This is a genomic window from Calditerricola satsumensis (assembly GCF_014646935.1).
Lineage (GTDB): Bacteria > Bacillota > Bacilli > Calditerricolales > Calditerricolaceae > Calditerricola > Calditerricola satsumensis.
Genome location: NZ_BMOF01000002.1, coordinates 86,081 through 104,695 on the forward strand (window position 1 = coordinate 86,081; position 18,615 = coordinate 104,695).

Sequence of the window (18,615 nt, forward strand, 5' to 3'; positions counted from 1 at the left end):
GACGCACAACGTTCAACGGTCCGGGATGCGCCGCGCACACGCGATCAACACACGCTATCATTTTAATGGACCGCCGGCGGATTGTCATCCGTTTTCGGTTGCGATGCGCTTCCCCCGGGCCCCAGATACAGCCGAATCACCGCGCCGGGTTTCACCTTGACCCCGGGCCGGGGCGACTGGTACAGGACGGTGGTGCCGCTCCCCTCCACATCCAGTTGGAAGGTGTCGTAGCTGCGGCGGAGTTCGTCGACGGTCTGGCCGACAAAGTTGGGAACCGTGACCCACTTTTCTTCGCCGTAGAGATACGTCCGTTCGAGCTGTTCCTTGCGCGGCGGGACCTCCAGGTAGCGCAGCGCTTCATCGAGAATGTTCCGCACGATGGGCGCGGCCACCACCCCGCCGAACTGAATGCCCTGCGGGTTGTCCACGGCCACGTACACGACGATTTGCGGGTCGTCCGCCGGCGCAAACCCGATGAAGGAGACGATGTGCTCGTTTTGCAGGTAGCCGCCGCCGGGCGCCGGCTTTTGGGCCGTCCCCGTCTTGCCCCCGACGCGGTAGCCGTCGATGTAGGCGTTGCGCCCCGTGCCAAAAGCCACAACCCTCTCCAGCGCCTCGCGCACCTTTTTCGAGGTCTCGGGGGAGATCACCTGCCGCACCGCTTCCGGTTTGACCTCTTCCACCACCCGGCCGGTTTCCGGATCGCGCCACGCTTTGGCGACGTGCGGCCGCATCCATTTCCCGCCGTTGATGGCCGCCGATACGGCCGCCACCTGCTGGATCGGCGTGACCGACACCCCCTGCCCGAAGGCGGTGGTGGCCAGCTCCACCGGGCCCATCCGTTCCAGGGAAAAGAGCTGTCCGCGCTGTTCGCCGACAAGGTCGATGCCGGTGCGCTCGCCAAAACCAAAGGCCCGAATGTAGCGGTACAGCCGCTCCTTTCCCAATCGCTCGCCCAGTTCCACAAATCCGGGGTTGCACGAATTTTGCACCACTTCCCAAAACGTCTGGTGCCCGTGGCCGCCGCGCCGCCAGCAGCGCAGGCGCACACCGGCCACCATCGCGTACCCGGGATCGTGGAACCCCTCGTCGAGGCGCACCACGCCCTCTTCCAGCGCCGCGGCGAGGGTGATGATCTTGAACGTCGATCCGGGCTCGTACTGCCGCCAAATCGGCAGGTTGCGGTTGTAGACCTCGACCGGGTATTGCGCAAACCGGCCGGGATCAAACTCCGGCATGCTGGCCATGGCCAAAATTTCCCCCGTTTTCGGGTCCATGGCCACCCCGATCACGTTTTCTGCGCGGTAGGTCAGCATGGCGTGCTCCAGCTCGCGCTCGAGGATGGCCTGGATGGTGGCGTCGATGGTCAGAACGAGATCCAGCCCGTCCTTTGCCGGCGTATACCGCTGCCGTTCGTTGGGGATGATCCCCCCTTTGGCGTCGGCATAGAACGAGATGTAGCCGGGCACGCCGCGCAGCCGTTCGTCGTACACCTTCTCGACGCCGGAGAGGCCTTGGTTGTCAATCCCGACAAATCCCAGGACGTGGGCAGCAAAGGCGCCGCGCGGGTAATAGCGGCGGCTGTCCTCGGCGACGATGATGCCGGGCAGCCGAAGCGCGCGCACGGCCTCCGCCTTTTCTTGGGTGATTTTCCGCCCTTCCGGCTGGATGCGCACCATCAGCTGCCGCTTGGTAATCATTCGGTACACCTTTTCTTCGCTCATGCCGAGCACGGCGGCCAATTTGCGGGCCGTCTCCGCTGGATCGCGGATCTGCGCCGGTACGGCCAGCACCGACGGGGCGCTGACGTTTTGCGCCAAGAGGCGGCCGTGGCGGTCGTAAATCCGGCCGCGCTTCGGCTCGATGGGAATGTCCCGGCTCCACAGGTCTTCCGCCTTGCCCAGCAGCCATTGCGACTGGTACAGCTGCAAGTAGCCGAGGCGGGCGAGCAGCGTCGTGTACAAGAGCAGCCCCCCGATGAGAATCCACACGAGCCGCCGGCGAACGGTCACGTTCGAGACGCGCAAGGCCCTCCCTCCCCCAGTGCCCTCCGGTATACCCTATTCCCGCAGACGAGCCGGTAGAACAGGCCCTGGAGGGTGAGGACGTGCCGGCGGCTCGCACCGGTTACCGTGCGCCGGGGGCCGCCTCGCCCACAGCATCCGGCGCCGCGCCGTCCAGGGGGGATTCGGCCAGTTCAAGCCGAACGCGCATGTCCGGTGGCAGTGGCGCGCCCGGCGGCACGCTCTGGCGAACCACGTACCCGGATCCGCGAAACTCCGCCCGCAGGCCCAGTTCGACGCACAGGGCCAGGGCGTCGCGGAGCGACAGGCCGCGCAGGTCGGGCATGCGGACGCCTTGGACAGCCTCCTCCCCACCCTGGTCGGCAGGGGCTGCTTCTTCGGACGCGCCGACCGCGCGGGGCGCCTGCCTGTCCGGTTGCGGCGCATGCCCCGGATGCGCAGAGAAAGCGGCGGCATCCGACGCGCCGGGCTTGTCCTGGGGCACGTTCAGGTACAACAGGCTGTTGCGCATGATGGTCTTAAAGATCGGCGCCACCACCGCCCCGCCGCCGAGGGCCGGGTCGACATTGGGCTCGTCGACGACCACATAGACAAGCAGGCGCGGATGGTCCTTGGGGGCAAAGCCGATAAAGGAATAGACGTACTTGCCGGACAGGTAGCGACCGTCTGGTCCCACCTTCTGGGCTGTTCCCGTCTTCCCGGCCACGCGCCATCCGTCGAGGGCATAGGGCTGTCCCGTCCCGTCTGTGACAACGGTCTCCAGGATGTCGCGCACCTGTTTGGCCGTCGCCTCCGACACAACGCGGCGGCGAATTTCCGGCTGCATCCGGTAGACCACTTTCCCGGTTTCGGCGTCGCGAATCTCCTTGACAATGTGCGGTTTGAGCAACTTCCCGCCGTTGGCGATGGCCGAAACGGCCACGGCCTGTTGAATGGCCGTTACGCCCACCCCTTGCCCGAAGGCCAGGTTGGCCACGTCGGCGGGGTACATCTGGTGCTTGCGCTTGAGCAGGCCGGGGACTTCACCCGGCAGCTCGATGCCCGTCTTTTCGCCAAAGCCGAAGCGCATCACGTAATGGTAGAGGCGATCTTTCCCCAGCCGCTGGTACCCCAGAATGACGAAGGCGACGTTGCTCGATTTCTGAACGCCTTCGAGAAACGTGATGCGCCCCCACCCCCTGCGGTTGTGGTCGCGCACGGTGCCGAAGGGGCCGCTGATGCGCCCCGACAGATACGTCTCGCTCGGGTTGAACAGCTTCTCTTCGATCGCCGCGGCCAGCGTGATGATTTTAAAGGTGGATCCCGGCTCAAAGACGCTGGACACGGCTCCGTTCAAGAATTGGCCGTAATCGCCCACCTCCCAGTACCGGTTCGGATTGAAGGTTGGCCGGTTGGCCATGGCCAACACTTCGCCCGTGTTGGGATCCATGACGATCGCCGTCATGCGCTTGGGGCGAAACTGTTTTTCCGCCTCGTCGAGGGCCTGTTCCACAAAGTACTGGATTTGCTCGTCAAGGGTAAGCACGACGGTATGGCCCGGTTTGGGCGGCCGCGCATCCTTGAGACCGTTCGGCAACACGTTCTGTTTCAGGTCTCGCCACACCGTCCTCGCGCCGGGCGTTCCGGTGAGCGCCTTGTCGTACGCCTGTTCGATCCCGCCCAGCGCCTTCCCGTCGAGCGACAGGTACCCCAGCACGTGGGCGGCCAGTTCGCCGTTGGGATAGTAGCGGCGCGTCGTCTCCACCAGCGAGATACCCTCGATGCCGAGCTTGCGCACCTGGTTGGCCTTTTCCCGGTCGATCTTCCATCCACCGGGGCGCAGCTCCACCTGGTAGGCGTCCCGGCGCGTGAGCAGGTCGAGAAGCTGGGCCTCGGACATGCCCAGCACCGGCGCCAGTTTGCGCGCCGCCTCCACCGGGTCTTGCACGCGATGCTTGTCTTTCGGGCTGACGGTGGCCACCACCGTGTACGCGGTTGCGTTTTTGGCCAGTTCCTTGCCGTTCCGGTCGAGGATGGCCCCGCGTTCGGGAGGCACATCGCCCTTTGCCGCCCACATCCGCTCAGCGCGCGCCACCAACCAATCGGCCTCGACCACCTGCAGCCAGAACAGGCGGACGAGGAGGAAAAAAAAGAGCAGCGTGATCCCTGCTCCGATCAAAAGGGCGCGCAATTTGATCGCCGCTTTGCCGTCCATTCGCGCGCATCCCCCCTACGGACGGTTCAGCCACCGCACCGCGCCCTCATTGGCCACAAGGCCGTACTTTTTGGCGACCGCGTACACGCGCTGGGGCGAGCTGAGCTCGGCGATTTTCAGCTGCAGGGCGATGTTCTCCTCCCGCGTTTGCGCGATTTGCTTCTGGAGCGCTTGAATCTGGTAGTTGTTCTCGACAATTTGGCTTTGCCGGTCCAACAGGAACCCCAAGGTGCCCAGGACCGCCAGCAAGGCCCCGAGATATGCCAATTTCTCGCGCAAGGACAGCCGCGTGCGCGCCCGCACGGCCACCCTTCGCTTCTCTTGTTGGCGCGGTTTGACCTGCGGCTGTGCCACGGCCAGGTTGCCGTATCCGATCCGCTTGCTCATCCGTGATTCCCCCTCTCTTCCACTTGCCCGCTTGCGTCGCCCACCCGTTCCGCGACACGCAGTTTGGCCGAACGCGCGCGCGGATTGCGCCGCACCTCGTCTTCGCTCGGCACGATCGGTTTTTTCGTCAGCACCCGCACCAGCGGTCTTCTGCCGCACGCGCAAACCGGCAAGCCTGGTGGGCAGATGCACCCGCGGCTCCACTCCCGGAACGCCTGCTTGCAGATGCGGTCCTCCAGGGAATGGAAGGTGATGACCGCCACGCGCCCGCCGGTGGCGAGATGCGCCACCGCCGCTTCGAGTCCTTCCCGTAGGGCATCCAGTTCGTCGTTGACGGCAATGCGCAGCGCTTGAAACGTGCGCCGGGCGGGGTGCGGTCCGGTGCGCCGCGCCGGCGCGGGAATCGCGCGCTTGACGATCTCGACCAGCTCGCCGGTTGTTTCGATCGGCTTTCTGGCCCGCGCCCGCACCATCTCGCGGGCGATGGCCTTGGCGAAGCGCTCTTCCCCGTAGCGGCGAAGAAGTTCGGCCAGCTCCGCCTCGGTCAGGGTGTTGACGAGGTCGGCCGCGGTGATGGGACGTTCGGGGTCCATCCGCATGTCGAGCGGCGCGTCAAACCGGTAGCTAAACCCCCGCTCCGCCTCGTCGAACTGGGGCGAGGAAACGCCCAGATCGAACAACACCCCCTGCACGCGGGCGATCCCGAGTTCGGCCAACACAGCGGCCAGGTGGCGGAAGTTGCGTTTGACGAGGCGCACGCGGTCGCGATACGGCGCCAGGCGCCTCGCCGCCGCTTCCAAGGCCGCGTCATCTTGGTCGAGGGCGATGAGGAGCCCATCCGGCCCCAATCGCTCGGCAATGCGCGCGCTGTGACCGCCCCCGCCCACTGTGCAATCGACGTAGACGCCATCGGGGCGAACGGCCAAGGCGCCGACCGCCTCTTCCAAGAGCACCGGTTCGTGAACAAACACGTCGCATCCCTCTTTGCCGGGTCGGGTTCGCCGAACGCTACAGATCGAAATCGACGATCTTTTCGGCGATCTCCACAAAGGTCTCCTGTTGCTGGCGGATGTAGTCTTCCCACCGCGCCTTGTCCCAAATCTCTACGCGGCTCCCCACGCCGATGACGACGCACTCCTTGGTGAGGTGGGCGTACTCGCGCAGGTTGGCCGGCAGGTTGATGCGCCCTTGCCGATCCACTTCGCATTCCACGGCACCGGAAAAGAAGAACCGCGTGAAGGCCCGCGCGTCGGCCCGGGTGAAGGGGAGCGCCCTCAGCTTCTGTTCGAGGGCTTTCCATTCGCTGAGGGGATAGGCAAACAAGCAGTGGTCCAATCCGCGCGTCACAACGAAGGGCGAACCGAGCCCTTCCCGGAACTTGGCCGGGATGGTCAGCCGTCCCTTGTCGTCGAGGGCATGCTGGAACTCCCCCATAAACATGGCCCATCCCCCGCTTGGCTCCCCATTCTCCCCCACATCCCCCCACTTTTCACCACGCTATACCCAATTCTCTGCGAACGGGCAAATTCCTGCCGGGAAACGAAAACGTTCCGAAAACGCAACACTCGACCCATTTCGACAACAGGGTGAAAGGGAAAAAGGCCTCGCGCAGGTGCGACAAAAAAAAGCGTGTAGACCTTGTCCGTTCTTCGTGCAAGGTCTACACGCGCACACGGGGCATGGCCCCTGTCCCGCGCGGGTGGCTTCAACGCGAGGCGCTTCATTTATGTGGGTGCTCGTGCTGGTGCTGGGCCATGGCATCGCGCGCCCGCTCCACGTCGGCCCGCAAGCGGTCAACCAGTTGCACCAGGCGCGGCCAATCCGGCTGCGCCGCGACTGCTTTGGCCAACGCCGCGCCGTCGGAGGCGATGGCCTGCACGTGATGCCCGTGAAAATGAAGGCTGTGGACGTCGTCGCCGGCGTTGATCAGCCGAATGAGGTACCGGCCGCCTTTTTTGACGCGCAGCGGCGAGATGGCCGAATCGATCTTCCCGTTGATGGTGAAGGAGGCCGGATAGCGCTCGAGGGTGTCGTACTCCCCGTTCACTTGCACCCCCTCCGCCATCGTGCCGGGGTACTGCCCGGCCTCGCGCGCTTCGGCGACGCTCAGGCGCGGGTCGCGCTCGCTCAGCATCAGCACAAACTCGCCGTCGTACCGCGCGGTCGCTTCTCTCGGCTCCACAATGAACGCCCCATACAGCCCCATTTGCGGGTGCCGATCGGGCTCCACATGGCAATGGTAAAAATACGTGCCCGGCGGCGCGTCAAACTCGTAGGTAAAGGTTTCGCCTTGTTCCACCGTCTTCTGGCTCACATCCGGCGTCCCGTCCCCAGCGAAGCTGTTGTCCACGCCGTGAAAATGGATGGTGTGCGGCTCGGCCTGCTCGTTGTGCAGCACCACTTTGACGTGCTCGCCTTCCCGCTCGCGGATCTCCGGCCCCGGAACGGATGGGGGCCCGCCGGACGGTTTCGCGCCGGGTCCCACAGGCCAAATCCCCACCTGTACAACGTCAGTCCGGGCGCCAGCTCCTGCTGCAGGTTGCCAATGTAGAGGTGCACCACCCGTTCGGTTCGCGGTGCGGTCTTGACCGGCGATGATGTCTCTTGGACCGCGCACCCGGCCATCGAGAGGGCCACGGCTCCCACAAGGGAGCAGCACAACCATGCCCTTGCGCACCCGCTTTTCAACCTTGATCGCCCACTTGATAATAATTCTTATTCTCATAACCAACACCAGTATGGCCCATTTCCGCCCGCATGTCAACGAGAAATCCCCCGAATCCATCCCCCGACAACAAAAAGGCTGCCGGTCCGCTCAGGAACCGGCAGCCGCCGTCCGTGTGGATTGGCCCGGGCGTCTCTTACACCTTCCAGCTTTCCAGGTACCGCTTTTGCGCGTCGGTCAGCTCGTCAATGCGGATGCCCAGCGCCTCGAGCATGTAGCGGGCCACCTGCTGGTCGATGGCGTAGGGCACCTCCAGCACGCGCGGGCCCACTTCGCCATGGTGCTCGTTGATGTACTGGAGCGACAGGGCCTGCAGGGCGAAGGTCATGTCCATGATCTCCGCCGGATGCCCGTCGCCGGCGGCCAGGTTGACGAGGCGCCCGTCGGCGAGGAGGTACAGCCGGCGCCCGTCCTCCAGCGTGTACTCGGTGATGTTCTTGCGCACCTCGCGCACCGACCGGCTCAGCTTGCGCAGGTCGTTCTTGTTGATTTCCACGTCGAAGTGGCCGGCGTTGGCCAAAATGGCCCCGTCCTTCATCTTGGGGAAGTGACGGGCGTCGATGCAGCTGGCGTTGCCGGTGACGGTGACGAAGAAGTCCCCCAGCGGAGCGGCTTCCTCGAGGGCCATCACCTCAAAGCCGTCCATGTACGCCTCGATAGCCTTGATCGGGTCCACCTCGGTGACGATGACGCGCGCACCGAGGCCCTTAGCCCGCATGGCCACGCCCTTTCCGCACCAGCCATAGCCGACGACGACCGCCGTCTTGCCGGCCACGACGAGATTGGTCGTGCGCATGATGCCGTCCCACACCGACTGGCCGGTGCCGTAGCGGTTGTCGAACAGGTGCTTGCAGTAGGCGTCGTTGACGGCCACCATGGGGAAGCGCAGCTTTCCTTCCTTCTCCAACGCGCGCAGGCGGATGATGCCCGTCGTCGTCTCCTCGCATCCGCCGCGGATCTTCTTGGCCAAATCCGGCCGTTCGGCGTGCAGGATGGCCACCAGGTCGCCGCCGTCGTCGATGATCAGGTCCGGCTCCGTCTCCAGCGTCTTGATAAGAAAGTCTTTGTACTCGTCCGCCGTCAGGTTGTACTTGGCGTAGACGGTGATGCCGTCCTCCACCAGCGCCGCGGCCACGTCGTCCTGGGTGGATAGGGGGTTCGACCCGGTAATGGCCACGTTGGCCCCGCCGGCGTGGATCACCTTGGCCAGGTACGCCGTTTTGGCTTCCAGGTGCAGGCAAATGGCCACGTTCAGGCCGGCGAAGGGCTTGGTGCGTTCAAATTCCTCGCGGATGCGGCTGAGCACCGGCATGTGGGCGGCCGCCCACGCGATTTTCCGATGGCCGTCTTTGGCCAGCGCCATGTCGCGAACGATGCTCATCGATCGGCTCCTCCTTCGGGGATCTCCCGTATCACGCTTACAACAACACGATGGCGTGGCGGCCGTCGGGCTCGCCGAGGGCGTCAAGCAGCCGATCGACAAGCCCGTCGTACCGCACGAGGTAGGCGAAGACATTGAACACCCGCTCCTGGAGGCGGTCCTTGGGCCACAGCGACAGGCGCACGCGGCGCAGCTGGCGCAAGGAGGCCTCGTGGCGCGCCTCCCATTCCCGCTCGAGGCGCCGGCGCAGCCAGGCGAGGCCCTCTTGTGCCCGCGCGCGGCTCGCCTCCGTAAGATCGCGCGCCGCCTGGCCCAGCGGGGCGAACCGCTCGGCCAACCGCGCGTACAGGTCGGCGAGGGCGGTCTCTGCCTCGGCAAAGGCGGCGTCGAAATCGAGGACGCCAAGCCCCTTGCGCCACGCCGCCTCCAGCGCGTCGGGATCGACCAGCGCCTCGCGCGGGGACAGGCCGGCGCGGCGCAGGGCCTTCTGCAGCGTCCCTTCGACCAGCGTGACGCTCAGGCGCGGCACCACCGGGGGCATCTCCCACCCGGCCAAGGCGAACAGCTCCTTGTACAGGCCCCAGTACGCGATTTCGCCCGGACCGCCGACAAAGGCCAGCACCGGGAGCAGCGCCTCCTGCGTCAGCGGCCGGGTCACGACATCGGCGGAGAATTCCTCCGGCGCATCCGTCACCCGCCGCGCCAGCTCGGCCGGCGTGAGGTGAAGGGTGCCGTCATCGGTGACGAAGGCGCCGTCCCTGACCCACAGCTTCTTCCGTTCCCCCGCCCCGGTCCAGAACAGATGGGCGTCGCCGTCGCGCACGTCCACCTGGGGCGTCAGGCCTTGCGCCACAAACCAGGCCGCGTTTTGGGCCAGCGCAGCGCGCAGGTCGTCGTTTCTCTCCACCGCCGCCCGGAACGCGTCAACCTTCAACGGGGCGAGGTTCACGTCGCCCGAATCGAGCAAAACGAGGCCGTGTTTCCCAAACAGCTCGGCCATCACCCGGGCGAAAAACGTCACGAGGGTGTCCGATTCGGCGGCGAAGGCAAGCAGCTTCTCCCGCCATGCCGGCTTGAACTCGGTGTCCGGCAGCAGGGCGAAAACCCGTTCGACGACGGCCTCCAGCTCCCCCGGCGGCAGCCGCCACCGCGACACGCTGACGCGCGCCTTCGGCTGGATCGACAAGCGGACCGTCTCCAGCGTCCGATCGGGGGTCAGCACCGTTACATGCCCCGGTTCGGCCACGTCGTGGTCTTCGCCGGCGATCCAGAACACCGGCACCACCGGCCGGCCCAGGCGCGCTTCCTCCCGCCGGGCCACGCGGATCAGCGTGAGGGCCTTGTACACTGTGTACAGGGGGCCGGTGAGGAGCCCCGCCTGCTGGCCGCCGACGACGACCAGCGCCGCCGGATCGCGCAGGCGCTCGACATTGGCCAAGGCGGCGGGATGGTTGCCGACGGCGCGGTTGAAGGCGGCCAGGGCATCGGCAAGGGCCGCGCGCCGTTCGGCCGGATAGCGCAGGCGGGCGGCGCGCGCATCCCATGTCGTCGCGTCAAAGGGAGGATAGACAAAGCGCGCGCGGGCCGCCGCGCGGCCGTCGACGTAATCGCGCACAAAGGGGGACAAGGCCGGCCATGCCGTTTTGACAATCTCCATGCGCAGGCCTCCCGGTTGGCCAGATCGTTCCTCTCGCAGTATAGCACGGGCGCCGTGGGGAGGACAATTCCGATTGTTGAATCTGGAATTCCTGGTTACGAGGGCCAGTTTGCGGCACGGTTTACGGCGCCTCGTCGGCGTCACCCCTTACGGCCATGGACCAGCGCTTCCTTGGCCCGCACGAGTTGGGCAAGGGTAGCGTTCACCGGCGCCGCCAATCCCCGGCGCGCGGCGCGGGAGGCCACCGCGCCGTTCAGATGGGCGATTTCCGTCGGATGCCCGCGCTCGAGGTCTTGGAGCATTGACGAGCGGTTGGCCGCCGTCCTGCGGCAGACGGCGAAAACCTCATCGAGGAGGCGGTCGGCGATCGGCGCTCCCACGGGGTCATCGCCCAGCACGACGCCTTCGGCCGCCGCCACCGCCGCCACCTCTTCGACCACCGCGCGCATCACCGGATGCAGCTCCGCCGCGTCAACCAAGGCCCCGTTGGGCACGCCGAGAAGCGCCGTCAGCGGGTTGATCGCGCAATTGACGGCCAGCTTTCGCCACATGCGCGGGCGAATGTCGGGCTTCGCGCAAGTCGCAAAGCCGGCCCGGCGCAGGACGGCCACCAAGGGGGAAAGAGCCGCCGCGCCTCCGGCTGGCCCCTCGCCTCCCGGTTTCATCGGCCCCAGATGCGTCTCACCCCGGCCGGTGTGGTGCACGCGCACGGCGTCCATCCGCAGCGCCCCCTCCGTCGTCACCGCCGCATAAAGGCGCGCCTCCTCCACCCACCGAGCCAGCACCTCCTCGTGGCCCAGCCCGTTGAGCCAGGCCACCAGCCGCCCGGTCCCGCCCAGCCAGGCGGCACACACCGGTGCGGCGTCGGCGACATGCCGCTGCTTGACGCAGAGCAGCACCCATTCCACCGGGCCGTCCGGCGGATCGGCAGCGGCAAAAGCCGGCACGCACGCGCGGATCGTGCCGTCGACGGCCTCCACGCAGAGGCCCTCGGCCCGCAGCCGGTCGCGCTGCGCCGCGGTGCGCACCACCAGGCGCACGTCGGCCCCCGCGGCGGCCAGGCGCCCGGCCAACAAAAGTCCCAGCGACCCGCCGCCAACGACGGCGATGCGCCCGGCCGCGGCGGCCTCCTTCACCTTGCGCGTCATGGGTCCACCTCCTTCTCGGTACGCGTATGTGCCCACGCCTTCGCACGCGCCTCGCGCCAGCGCCCTCTCCAACACCATACCGCTCCGCATCACGACAAAAAAGCCCCCGGACCGTCCGTCCGGGGTGCCTCGGCCGCGCACGTGTTCCCTCCGAAACGGCGCGCCGCTTCCCGCATCCTGCACCCTCACACCGGATACACCGGCTTCTTCCGCTCGGAAAAGCGCGCCTCCTTCGTCCGGTACAGGGCGAAGCGGGCGATCAGCTCGTCGCGCAGGGCGTCGGTGGGCACGATGGCGTCGACGATCAGGTCGGAGGCCAGGCGGTAGATGTCGATGTCCTCCTGGTATTCCTTGCGCTTTTCGAGGATGAAGGCCTGCCGCTCCTTCGGGTCGGCAATGGCCTGGATCTTGTTGCTGTAGACGGCGTTGACGGCCGCCTCCGGTCCCATGACGGCGATCTGCGCCGTGGGCAAGGCCAGGCAGCAGTCGGGCTCGAAGGCCGGGCCGGCCATGGCGTAGAGCCCCGCACCATAGGCCTTGCGCACGATGACGGAGATCTTCGGCACGGTGGCCTCGGAGATGGCGGCGATCATCTTCGCCCCGTGGCGGATGATCCCGGCCCGCTCCACCTTGGTGCCGATCATGAAGCCGGGCACGTCGGCCAGAAAGAGGAGCGGGATGTTGAAGGCATCGCACAGGTGGACAAACCGCGTCGCCTTGTCGGCTGAGTCGACGAACAGCACGCCGCCCTTCACCTTCGACTGGTTGGCGACGATGCCCACCGCCTCCCCGTTCAAGCGGGCAAAGCCGGTGATGAGCTCCGGGGCGAACAGCTTCTTGATCTCGAAGAACGACCCCTCGTCGACGAGGGCGTCGATCAGCTCGTACATGTCGAAGGGCACGTTCTGGTTCTCCGGCACGATGTCGGCGATGGGCCGGGCATCGGCCTTGGGCGGACGCGGCGCGGCGGCCGGCGGGCGGCCCTTGTAGTTGTCGGGCATGTAGGCGAGGTACTGGCGGGCCAGGGCGATGGCCTCCTCTTCGCTCGCAGCCAGGATGTCGCCGCAGCCGCTCACCGAGCAGTGCATGCGCGCCCCGCCCATCTCCTCCAGCGTGACCTTTTCCCCGATCACCATCTCGGCCATGCGCGGCGAGCCGAGGTACATGCTGGCGTTGCCGTCGACCATGATCACCACGTCGCAGAAGGCGGGAATGTACGCCCCGCCGGCGGCCGACGGGCCGAAGAGGAGACAGATTTGCGGCACCATTCCCGACAGCTTCACCTGGTTGTAGAAGATGCGCCCGGCGTGCCGGCGCCCGGGGAACATCTCCACCTGGTCGGTGATGCGCGCCCCGGCGGAATCGACAAGGTAGAGGATCGGCACCTTGAGGCGCTCCGCCGTCTCCTGGATGCGCAGGATCTTCTCCACCGTGCGCGCGCCCCACGAGCCGGCCTTCACCGTGGCGTCGTTGGCCATCACGCACACCGTGCGCCCGTGGATCTTGCCGATCGCCGTCACCACGCCGTCGGCCGGCAGGTCGCCCGCCGTGAAGTTGGCGAACAGCCCGTCCTCCACCACGTACGCCCCGTCGTCAAAGAGGAGCTTCAGGCGGTCGCGGACGAACAGCTTGCGCGACGCCTTCAGCTTGGCGTGGTACTTGGGGTCGCCGCCTTTTTTCACCTGCTCGGCCCGCTCGCGCAGCACCTCGTCCAGCTTGTGCGTACCCGTTTTCGTCTCTTGCGCGGACATTCCAGCAAGCCTCCTTTCCCGTTCTCCCCTTCCCGCATCGCCGCAACCGGCGTGTTCTCAGGCCATCCGCTCGGCCGTGCAGGCGGCCAGCACGCGCGACGGGAGCTTGCGCCCCAGCCGCTCCTGGATAAACCGCCCCGCGGACACGAGGCGGTCGAGGTCGACACCGGTCGCGTAGCCCATCCCGTGAAGGAGGTAGACGAGCTCCTCCGTGGCCACGTTGCCCGACGCGCCGGGGGCGTAGGGGCAGCCGCCCAGCCCCCCCACCGAGCTGTCGAAGGTGCGGATGCCCACCTCCAGCGCCGCGCACACGTTGGCCAGCGCCGTGCCGCGCGTGTCGTGGAAATGGCCGGCCAGGCGCTCCGCCCCGAAACGGTTCGCCAGTTCGGCAAACCGCTCCCGCACCTGCTTCGGCGTGGCCACGCCGATCGTGTCGCCGATGGACACCTCACGCACGCCCATCGCCAAGAGCCGTTCGGTGACGCCAAGCACGCGCTCCAGCGGCACCTCGCCCTCATACGGGCAGCCGAAGGCCGTCGACACGTAGCCGCGCACGGACAGCCCCGCCGCCGTCGCCTCCCGCACCACTTCCTCGAGCACCGGGAAGGTTTCATCGATCGTCTTGTTGATGTTCTGCCGGTTGTGCGTCTCGCTGGCCGACAGGAACACGGCAATCTCCGTCACCCCGGCGGCCAGGGCCCGCTCCAGCCCGCGCGCGTTGGGCACGAGGGCGGCATAGGTCACCCCTTCCCGCCGGGAGAGGCGGCGGAACACCTCGTCGGCGTCGGCCAGCTGGGGAATCCACTTCGGGTGGACGAAGGACGACACCTCAATGTAGGCAAGGCCGGCGTCCTGCAGATGCTCGATCAGCGCCACCTTGTCCTCGGTGGGCACAAAGGTGGCCTCGTTCTGCAGCCCGTCGCGCGGCCCCACCTCGACGATGCGCACCCGCTCGGCCACGGTCTCACCCTTCCAGTTCCACGAGGACGTCGCCCTCGTTGACGAAGTCGCCCTCCTTCACGTTGACGGCGCGCACCGTGCCCGCCGCCTCCGCTTGGACGGGGATTTCCATCTTCATCGACTCGAGGACGACCACGTCCTGTCCCGGCTGCACCGCGTCGCCCACCTGGACGTTGACGCGGATGACGATACCGGCCATGCTCGCGGCAATCGCGTTCACGACTGTCTCGCCCCTTTCTGCTCCTGTGCTTGCAGCTCCTGCACGAGGTGCGTGGTGTACCGTCCCTGCACAAAGGGTTCGCTTTCCAGCACGCGCTGAAGAAACGGGATGTTGTGCTTGAGCCCCTCGATGCGGTAGGCGGCAAGGGCCGCGCGGCCGCGTGCCAAGGCTTCCTCGCGCGTGGAACCGCTGACCACCAGCTTGGCGATCATCGGGTCGTAGTACGGCGTCACCGTCAGGCCGGCTTCCACCCCGTCGTCGACGCGCACCCCCTCTCCGCTGGGCGGCTCGTAGGCGACAATCCGCCCCGGCGCCGGCAGGAAGGTGACGGGATCCTCGGCGTAGACGCGGCACTCGATGGCGTGCCCCTTGCGCCGCGCCGCCACGTCCTCCTGCGTGAAGGGCAGCGGCTTGCCCTCGGCGATGTCCAGCTGCAGCGCGACGAGATCAAGCCCCAGCGTCTCTTCCGTGATCGGGTGCTCCACCTGCAGGCGGGTGTTCATCTCGAGGAAGTAGAAGTTCTGGTCGGCGTCGACGAGAAATTCGACGGTCCCGGCGCCGACGTAGCCCACCGCCTTTGCCGCGGCCACCGCCGCCGCGCAGATGGCCTGCCGCGCCTCCTCGGTGAGGAAGGGCGACGGCGTCTCCTCGATCACCTTTTGATGGCGGCGCTGGACCGAACAGTCGCGCTCGAACAGGTGGACGACGTTCCCGTGGGCGTCGGCGAGAATCTGCACCTCGATATGCCGCGGGTCGTCGATGTACTTCTCCAAAAAGACGTCGCCGCATCCGAAGTAGGCCTTGGCCCGCGCCGTCGCCGTCCCGTAGGCGGCCTTGAGCTCCTCCGGCGTGCGGCACACCTGCATGCCGATGCCGCCCCCGCCGGCGCTGGCCTTCAGCATCACCGGGTAGCCGATGGCCGCCGCAGCCCCGAGCGCCGCCTCCACCGACGCGAGCGGCTCGTCGGTGCCGGGGACGACGGGGACCCCCGCCCGCTGCATGGTCCGGCGGGCGTTCACCTTGTCGCCCATGGCGGCGATCACATCGGGATCGGGACCGATGAAGGCAATCCCCTCTTCCCGACAGCGGCGGGCAAAGGTCGGGTTTTCCGACAAAAAGCCATACCCCGGATGGATCGCGTCGGCCCCCGTCTCCTTCGCAATGGCCACGATTTTTTCGAGATTCAGATAACTTTGCGCCACCGGGGGCGGCCCGAGCAGCACCGCCTCGTCGGCCTCTCGCACGAAGGGCCAGCCGGCGTCGGCCTCCGAATAGACCGCCACCGTGGCCACACCACGCGCCCGGCAGGTGCGGAGGATCCGGCGGGCGATCTCTCCGCGGTTTGCGATCAGAACCTTCCGAATCGTCACCGAGGTCCCTCCTTTCTGACTGAGCGCTCGTTATTTCGTTCGACGCGCGCCCCCCAAAATCCTGTCGACCGGAACCATGCCCTCCGCTTTCATTATACACGATTACCTCAATTTCGAGAATTTTGAAGGGAGAAGCGCAAAAGAATGAGCCCCGCCGTTGGGCTCATTCGATCCGCTCCAGGTTGCCGTTTTCGTCCATGCGGAACACTTTGGGCTCGACCGCTTCCCCGTCCTGCAAAAGGGCCATCTTGCGCGCGCGGTTCATGATCTGGATCAGCGTTTTGTAGTCGTCGTTCATGGCGTGAAAATCCGCGCGCATGCTGGAGAGCTCGCCGCGCAGCCGTTCGTTCTCTTCCCGCAGCTCGTTGAGGGCCGCCTCTTTCTCCTGCAGCTCCTTTTCGAGCTGCTTGACCCGTTTCTGCCATTCCTGCATCGCCTGCCGCTGCTGGCGCAGAAAGCGAATGACCGCATCGTACGAGATCGAATCCGCCGCGTCGCCTTCCTCCCGCTGCACACGGGAGGACCGCGATTTTTTGATCTGTTGCCGCTGCTGTTTGGCCAACTGGATGGCTTCCTCGTACTGCTTGCGCACCGTGTTGTTCCACCGAAATCCGCAGGCTGCCGGCGTTCGCCCTAAGCGCTGTGCCACTTCCTCGAAGGCTTTCAATTGGGTGCTGCCTTCCCGGATGTGGCGAAGCGTCACCTCGGCCAGCAGCAAGTCGTCGTCGGCCGTCCAGGCATCCTGTCTCGTCCCAGGCAACGAGATCCTCCTCCCGAAACGCCTATGGCGGTGCCTCTCGCACCACCCCTGTCCGTCTCTTCTCGCAAACTTCCCGTTTTTCTAGTATTGTTATGCCCGCGCCGGCGCAGATTATACAAGGAGGCCAACCGGTTCGGCCAGTCCGTCACGGAGTTTTCGTTTACACCCCTTTCGCCCTCTTGCTATAATGGACAACGTGAACCAACGGATGGCCAAACGCGACAAAGGAGGGACCGCGCATGGCACGGATGTACCGGGTGCTGGCCTTCTGGACGCTGGTGATCGGGCTCATGTTCGCCTGGGGTGAGCTGTGGGGCCCCGCCGTCCTGTTCTTTGCCCAGACGGCCGCGTTTCTCACGGTCAGCTACATGGGGCTGTCGGAGCGCGCCTATCTGCTCATCTTCTGGGGGTACATGATCCTCGCCTTCACCGGCATCCTGTACTGGGCGTTTTTCGAAATGGAACCCGGCCAGAACGAGCAGGCCCTGTCCGCCCTGCTGGCGGCACTGGAAAGAGGTGTTTAACCGACACCTCTTTTTTTCATGCCCGAAAGAAACGGCAGATCGTCCGGCGCGTCCCCCTTGGCCAGGAGCAAGACGCGAAACCGCTCGCCCATGCCCCCGCCGAGCACCAGATGGCGAATGGCGCGGTTTTGCCGCGCAGCGGGGCTGAAGGGATCGGTGCCGGGGTCCTCGAGATGCTTCAGAATGCCGCAAGCGAGAAGAAACGCGCCTTGCGTTCCGTACCACACGGGGCGCCAGCCGGCCTCGGCTCCCCATTCCATGATGTCGGAGAAATCGACGTCGGCGGTTAGATCCTGCTCTCCGGGGCGCGCCAAGACCTCCTCCGTCACCGCATGGCGGCAGTAGGCGCGCAGCGTCCCGCGCATCCGCTCGGGCGTGATCCGCTCCGTCGTCGTCCCCCCGTAGTCCATGAGCAGCCAGTACCCGCGCGTGACGCCTTCCCCCCACGCGCGAAGCGCCGCGCGCGCCGACGCATGCACCTCGACCCGCTGCCCCTCGGCCACGTCACGCCCCGCCGCGCGCAGCCGCGCGCGAATCCGCTCCCAATGGGCCAGCGCCTCCGCTTCCGTGCACGGACGCCACACCTCGACAAACCGCGCGCCGTCCCAGCCCACGTGCAGCTCCTCGACCGTTCCGCCGACCTGCCGCAGCACGCGCACCGGAAGGGCATCGAGCACTTCGTTGGCCACGAGCACGGCCTTCCCCTCGCGGCCGACAAGGTCGGCCACCGCGTCCCCCCACCGAACCCGCCCGCGATGGGACGCGAGCGCCTCGGCCTGGGCGCGGCGGAGGGCAGGACTCCGCTCTACGATGCCGTACAGCGCGTCGGCGTAGGCCTCGGGATGCTCCGCCTGCAGCGCGTCTAGGACGCTCTTGGCCAGGGCCCCGGTGCCGGCCCCGATTTCGATGAGCGGGGCCCCGCCCAGTGCATCGCGCATCGCTCGCAGCGCGTGGGCCAGGGCCTTCCCGAACACCGGATGGGCTGCCGGCGCGGTGTAAAAATCGCCGGTGCGGCCGATCTTCTCTCCGGCGCGCATGTAGTAGCCGTCCTGCGCGTCGTAGAGGCACGCCTCCATAAAGGCCGCAAAGGAAAGGGGCCCGCCCTCACGGATGCGGGCCGCCAATCGGGTCGCCAATTCGACATCCTTCACCCTTTTTCCTCTCCCGCCGACAAGATGTCTTGACCGAGCAGACAAGCTCCGCTAAAATTAACTTAGAGACACAATCCCCCACCCAACAAGAGAAGACCTCCCCCGGAACAACCTTCCCCATGGCGCGGAAGGTTGTTTTCTTTTTTGTGGCCTTACCGTTCGTCGTCCTCTAGCACGCGGTACTTGACGTCCTCATCAAAATGCCCGTGTTGCTTCGCCCAGTAGGCCAAAAGCAGGGCCGACGCCGTAAAACAAACCATCACGCCGAGCAGCACCCAGGCGGTCGTGGTCATCCCGGCGTCCACACCGATCCCTCCTCCGCGATAGGATGTACGGGTCACACAGGCAATCCGTTTCTCAGTG

At 66.4% G+C, this 18,615-nt stretch carries 17 protein-coding genes; 1 reads left to right on the plus strand and 16 read right to left on the minus strand.

The window, feature by feature from the left end; all coding sequences use genetic code 11:
• Positions 1–62 precede the first annotated feature (62 nt).
• The 14 genes from IEX61_RS01260 to IEX61_RS01325 all read right to left on the minus strand — a co-directional run bounded on the left by IEX61_RS01260 (position 63) and on the right by IEX61_RS01325 (position 16,577).
• On the minus strand, positions 63–2,027 hold the full coding sequence (locus tag IEX61_RS01260; RefSeq protein WP_188816582.1) for a stage V sporulation protein D: 1,965 nt from the start codon (positions 2,025–2,027) through the stop codon (positions 63–65).
• A gap of 100 nt (positions 2,028–2,127) precedes the next feature.
• Positions 2,128–4,218: a PASTA domain-containing penicillin-binding protein gene (locus IEX61_RS01265; protein ID WP_188816583.1), complete on the minus strand. Its 2,091-nt coding sequence runs from the start codon at positions 4,216–4,218 to the stop codon at positions 2,128–2,130.
• A 15-nt stretch (positions 4,219–4,233) separates the two neighbouring features.
• Complete coding sequence (gene ftsL2, locus IEX61_RS01270) at positions 4,234–4,605, minus strand: cell division protein FtsL (RefSeq protein ID WP_054672457.1); 372 nt, start codon at positions 4,603–4,605, stop codon at positions 4,234–4,236.
• Positions 4,602–5,576, minus strand: coding sequence for a 16S rRNA (cytosine(1402)-N(4))-methyltransferase RsmH (gene rsmH / locus IEX61_RS01275; RefSeq protein WP_188816584.1), 975 nt, complete (start codon positions 5,574–5,576; stop codon positions 4,602–4,604). The genes ftsL2 and rsmH overlap by 4 nt, the downstream gene beginning before the upstream one ends.
• 37 nt (positions 5,577–5,613) lie before the next feature.
• Positions 5,614–6,045 (minus strand): division/cell wall cluster transcriptional repressor MraZ, encoded by a 432-nt coding sequence (mraZ, locus tag IEX61_RS01280; protein ID WP_188816585.1) that lies wholly within the window; start codon positions 6,043–6,045, stop codon positions 5,614–5,616.
• A gap of 280 nt (positions 6,046–6,325) precedes the next feature.
• Entirely contained in the window at positions 6,326–7,090 is a 765-nt protein-coding gene (locus tag IEX61_RS01285) for a multicopper oxidase domain-containing protein (RefSeq protein WP_188816586.1), read from the minus strand.
• 376 nt (positions 7,091–7,466) lie between these two features.
• Entirely contained in the window at positions 7,467–8,711 is a 1,245-nt protein-coding gene (locus tag IEX61_RS01290) for an adenosylhomocysteinase (protein WP_054672690.1), read from the minus strand.
• A 37-nt stretch (positions 8,712–8,748) separates the two neighbouring features.
• The gene (gene bshC, locus IEX61_RS01295; RefSeq protein WP_188816587.1) at positions 8,749–10,368 is read right to left on the minus strand and encodes a bacillithiol biosynthesis cysteine-adding enzyme BshC; all 1,620 of its coding nucleotides are present in this window, start codon (positions 10,366–10,368) and stop codon (positions 8,749–8,751) included.
• A 140-nt stretch (positions 10,369–10,508) separates the two neighbouring features.
• A complete protein-coding gene (locus IEX61_RS01300; RefSeq protein WP_188816588.1) occupies positions 10,509–11,516 on the minus strand; it encodes a ketopantoate reductase family protein in 1,008 nt (335 codons plus the stop codon).
• A gap of 185 nt (positions 11,517–11,701) precedes the next feature.
• Positions 11,702–13,267, minus strand: a complete 1,566-nt coding sequence (locus IEX61_RS01305) for an acyl-CoA carboxylase subunit beta (protein ID WP_188816589.1) — start codon at positions 13,265–13,267, stop codon at positions 11,702–11,704.
• A gap of 57 nt (positions 13,268–13,324) precedes the next feature.
• Complete coding sequence (locus IEX61_RS01310; RefSeq protein ID WP_188816590.1) at positions 13,325–14,227, minus strand: hydroxymethylglutaryl-CoA lyase; 903 nt, start codon at positions 14,225–14,227, stop codon at positions 13,325–13,327.
• A 4-nt stretch (positions 14,228–14,231) separates the two neighbouring features.
• Entirely contained in the window at positions 14,232–14,447 is a 216-nt protein-coding gene (locus IEX61_RS01315) for an acetyl-CoA carboxylase biotin carboxyl carrier protein subunit (RefSeq protein ID WP_054673192.1), read from the minus strand.
• Positions 14,444–15,811: an acetyl-CoA carboxylase biotin carboxylase subunit gene (locus IEX61_RS01320; RefSeq protein ID WP_188816603.1), complete on the minus strand. Its 1,368-nt coding sequence runs from the start codon at positions 15,809–15,811 to the stop codon at positions 14,444–14,446. Before IEX61_RS01320 ends, IEX61_RS01315 begins: the two co-directional genes overlap by 4 nt.
• Before the next feature lie 169 nt (positions 15,812–15,980).
• On the minus strand, positions 15,981–16,577 hold the full coding sequence (locus IEX61_RS01325; protein WP_054672951.1) for an RsfA family transcriptional regulator: 597 nt from the start codon (positions 16,575–16,577) through the stop codon (positions 15,981–15,983).
• Between the two features lie 239 nt (positions 16,578–16,816).
• On the opposite strand from IEX61_RS01325, the gene IEX61_RS01330 reads away from it, so the two are divergent.
• A complete protein-coding gene (locus IEX61_RS01330) occupies positions 16,817–17,101 on the plus strand; it encodes a DUF2626 domain-containing protein (RefSeq protein WP_054672949.1) in 285 nt (94 codons plus the stop codon).
• Here the strand turns inward: IEX61_RS01330 and IEX61_RS01335 are convergent.
• Together IEX61_RS01335 and IEX61_RS01340 are read right to left on the minus strand one after the other, a co-directional pair.
• Positions 17,098–18,252 carry a class I SAM-dependent methyltransferase gene (locus IEX61_RS01335; protein WP_188816591.1) on the minus strand — a complete coding sequence of 385 codons (1,155 nt, stop codon included), beginning with the start codon at positions 18,250–18,252 and terminating at the stop codon, positions 17,098–17,100. The genes IEX61_RS01330 and IEX61_RS01335 overlap by 4 nt on opposite strands.
• Before the next feature lie 152 nt (positions 18,253–18,404).
• Complete coding sequence (locus IEX61_RS01340; RefSeq protein WP_157057693.1) at positions 18,405–18,557, minus strand: hypothetical protein; 153 nt, start codon at positions 18,555–18,557, stop codon at positions 18,405–18,407.
• Positions 18,558–18,615 lie beyond the last annotated feature (58 nt).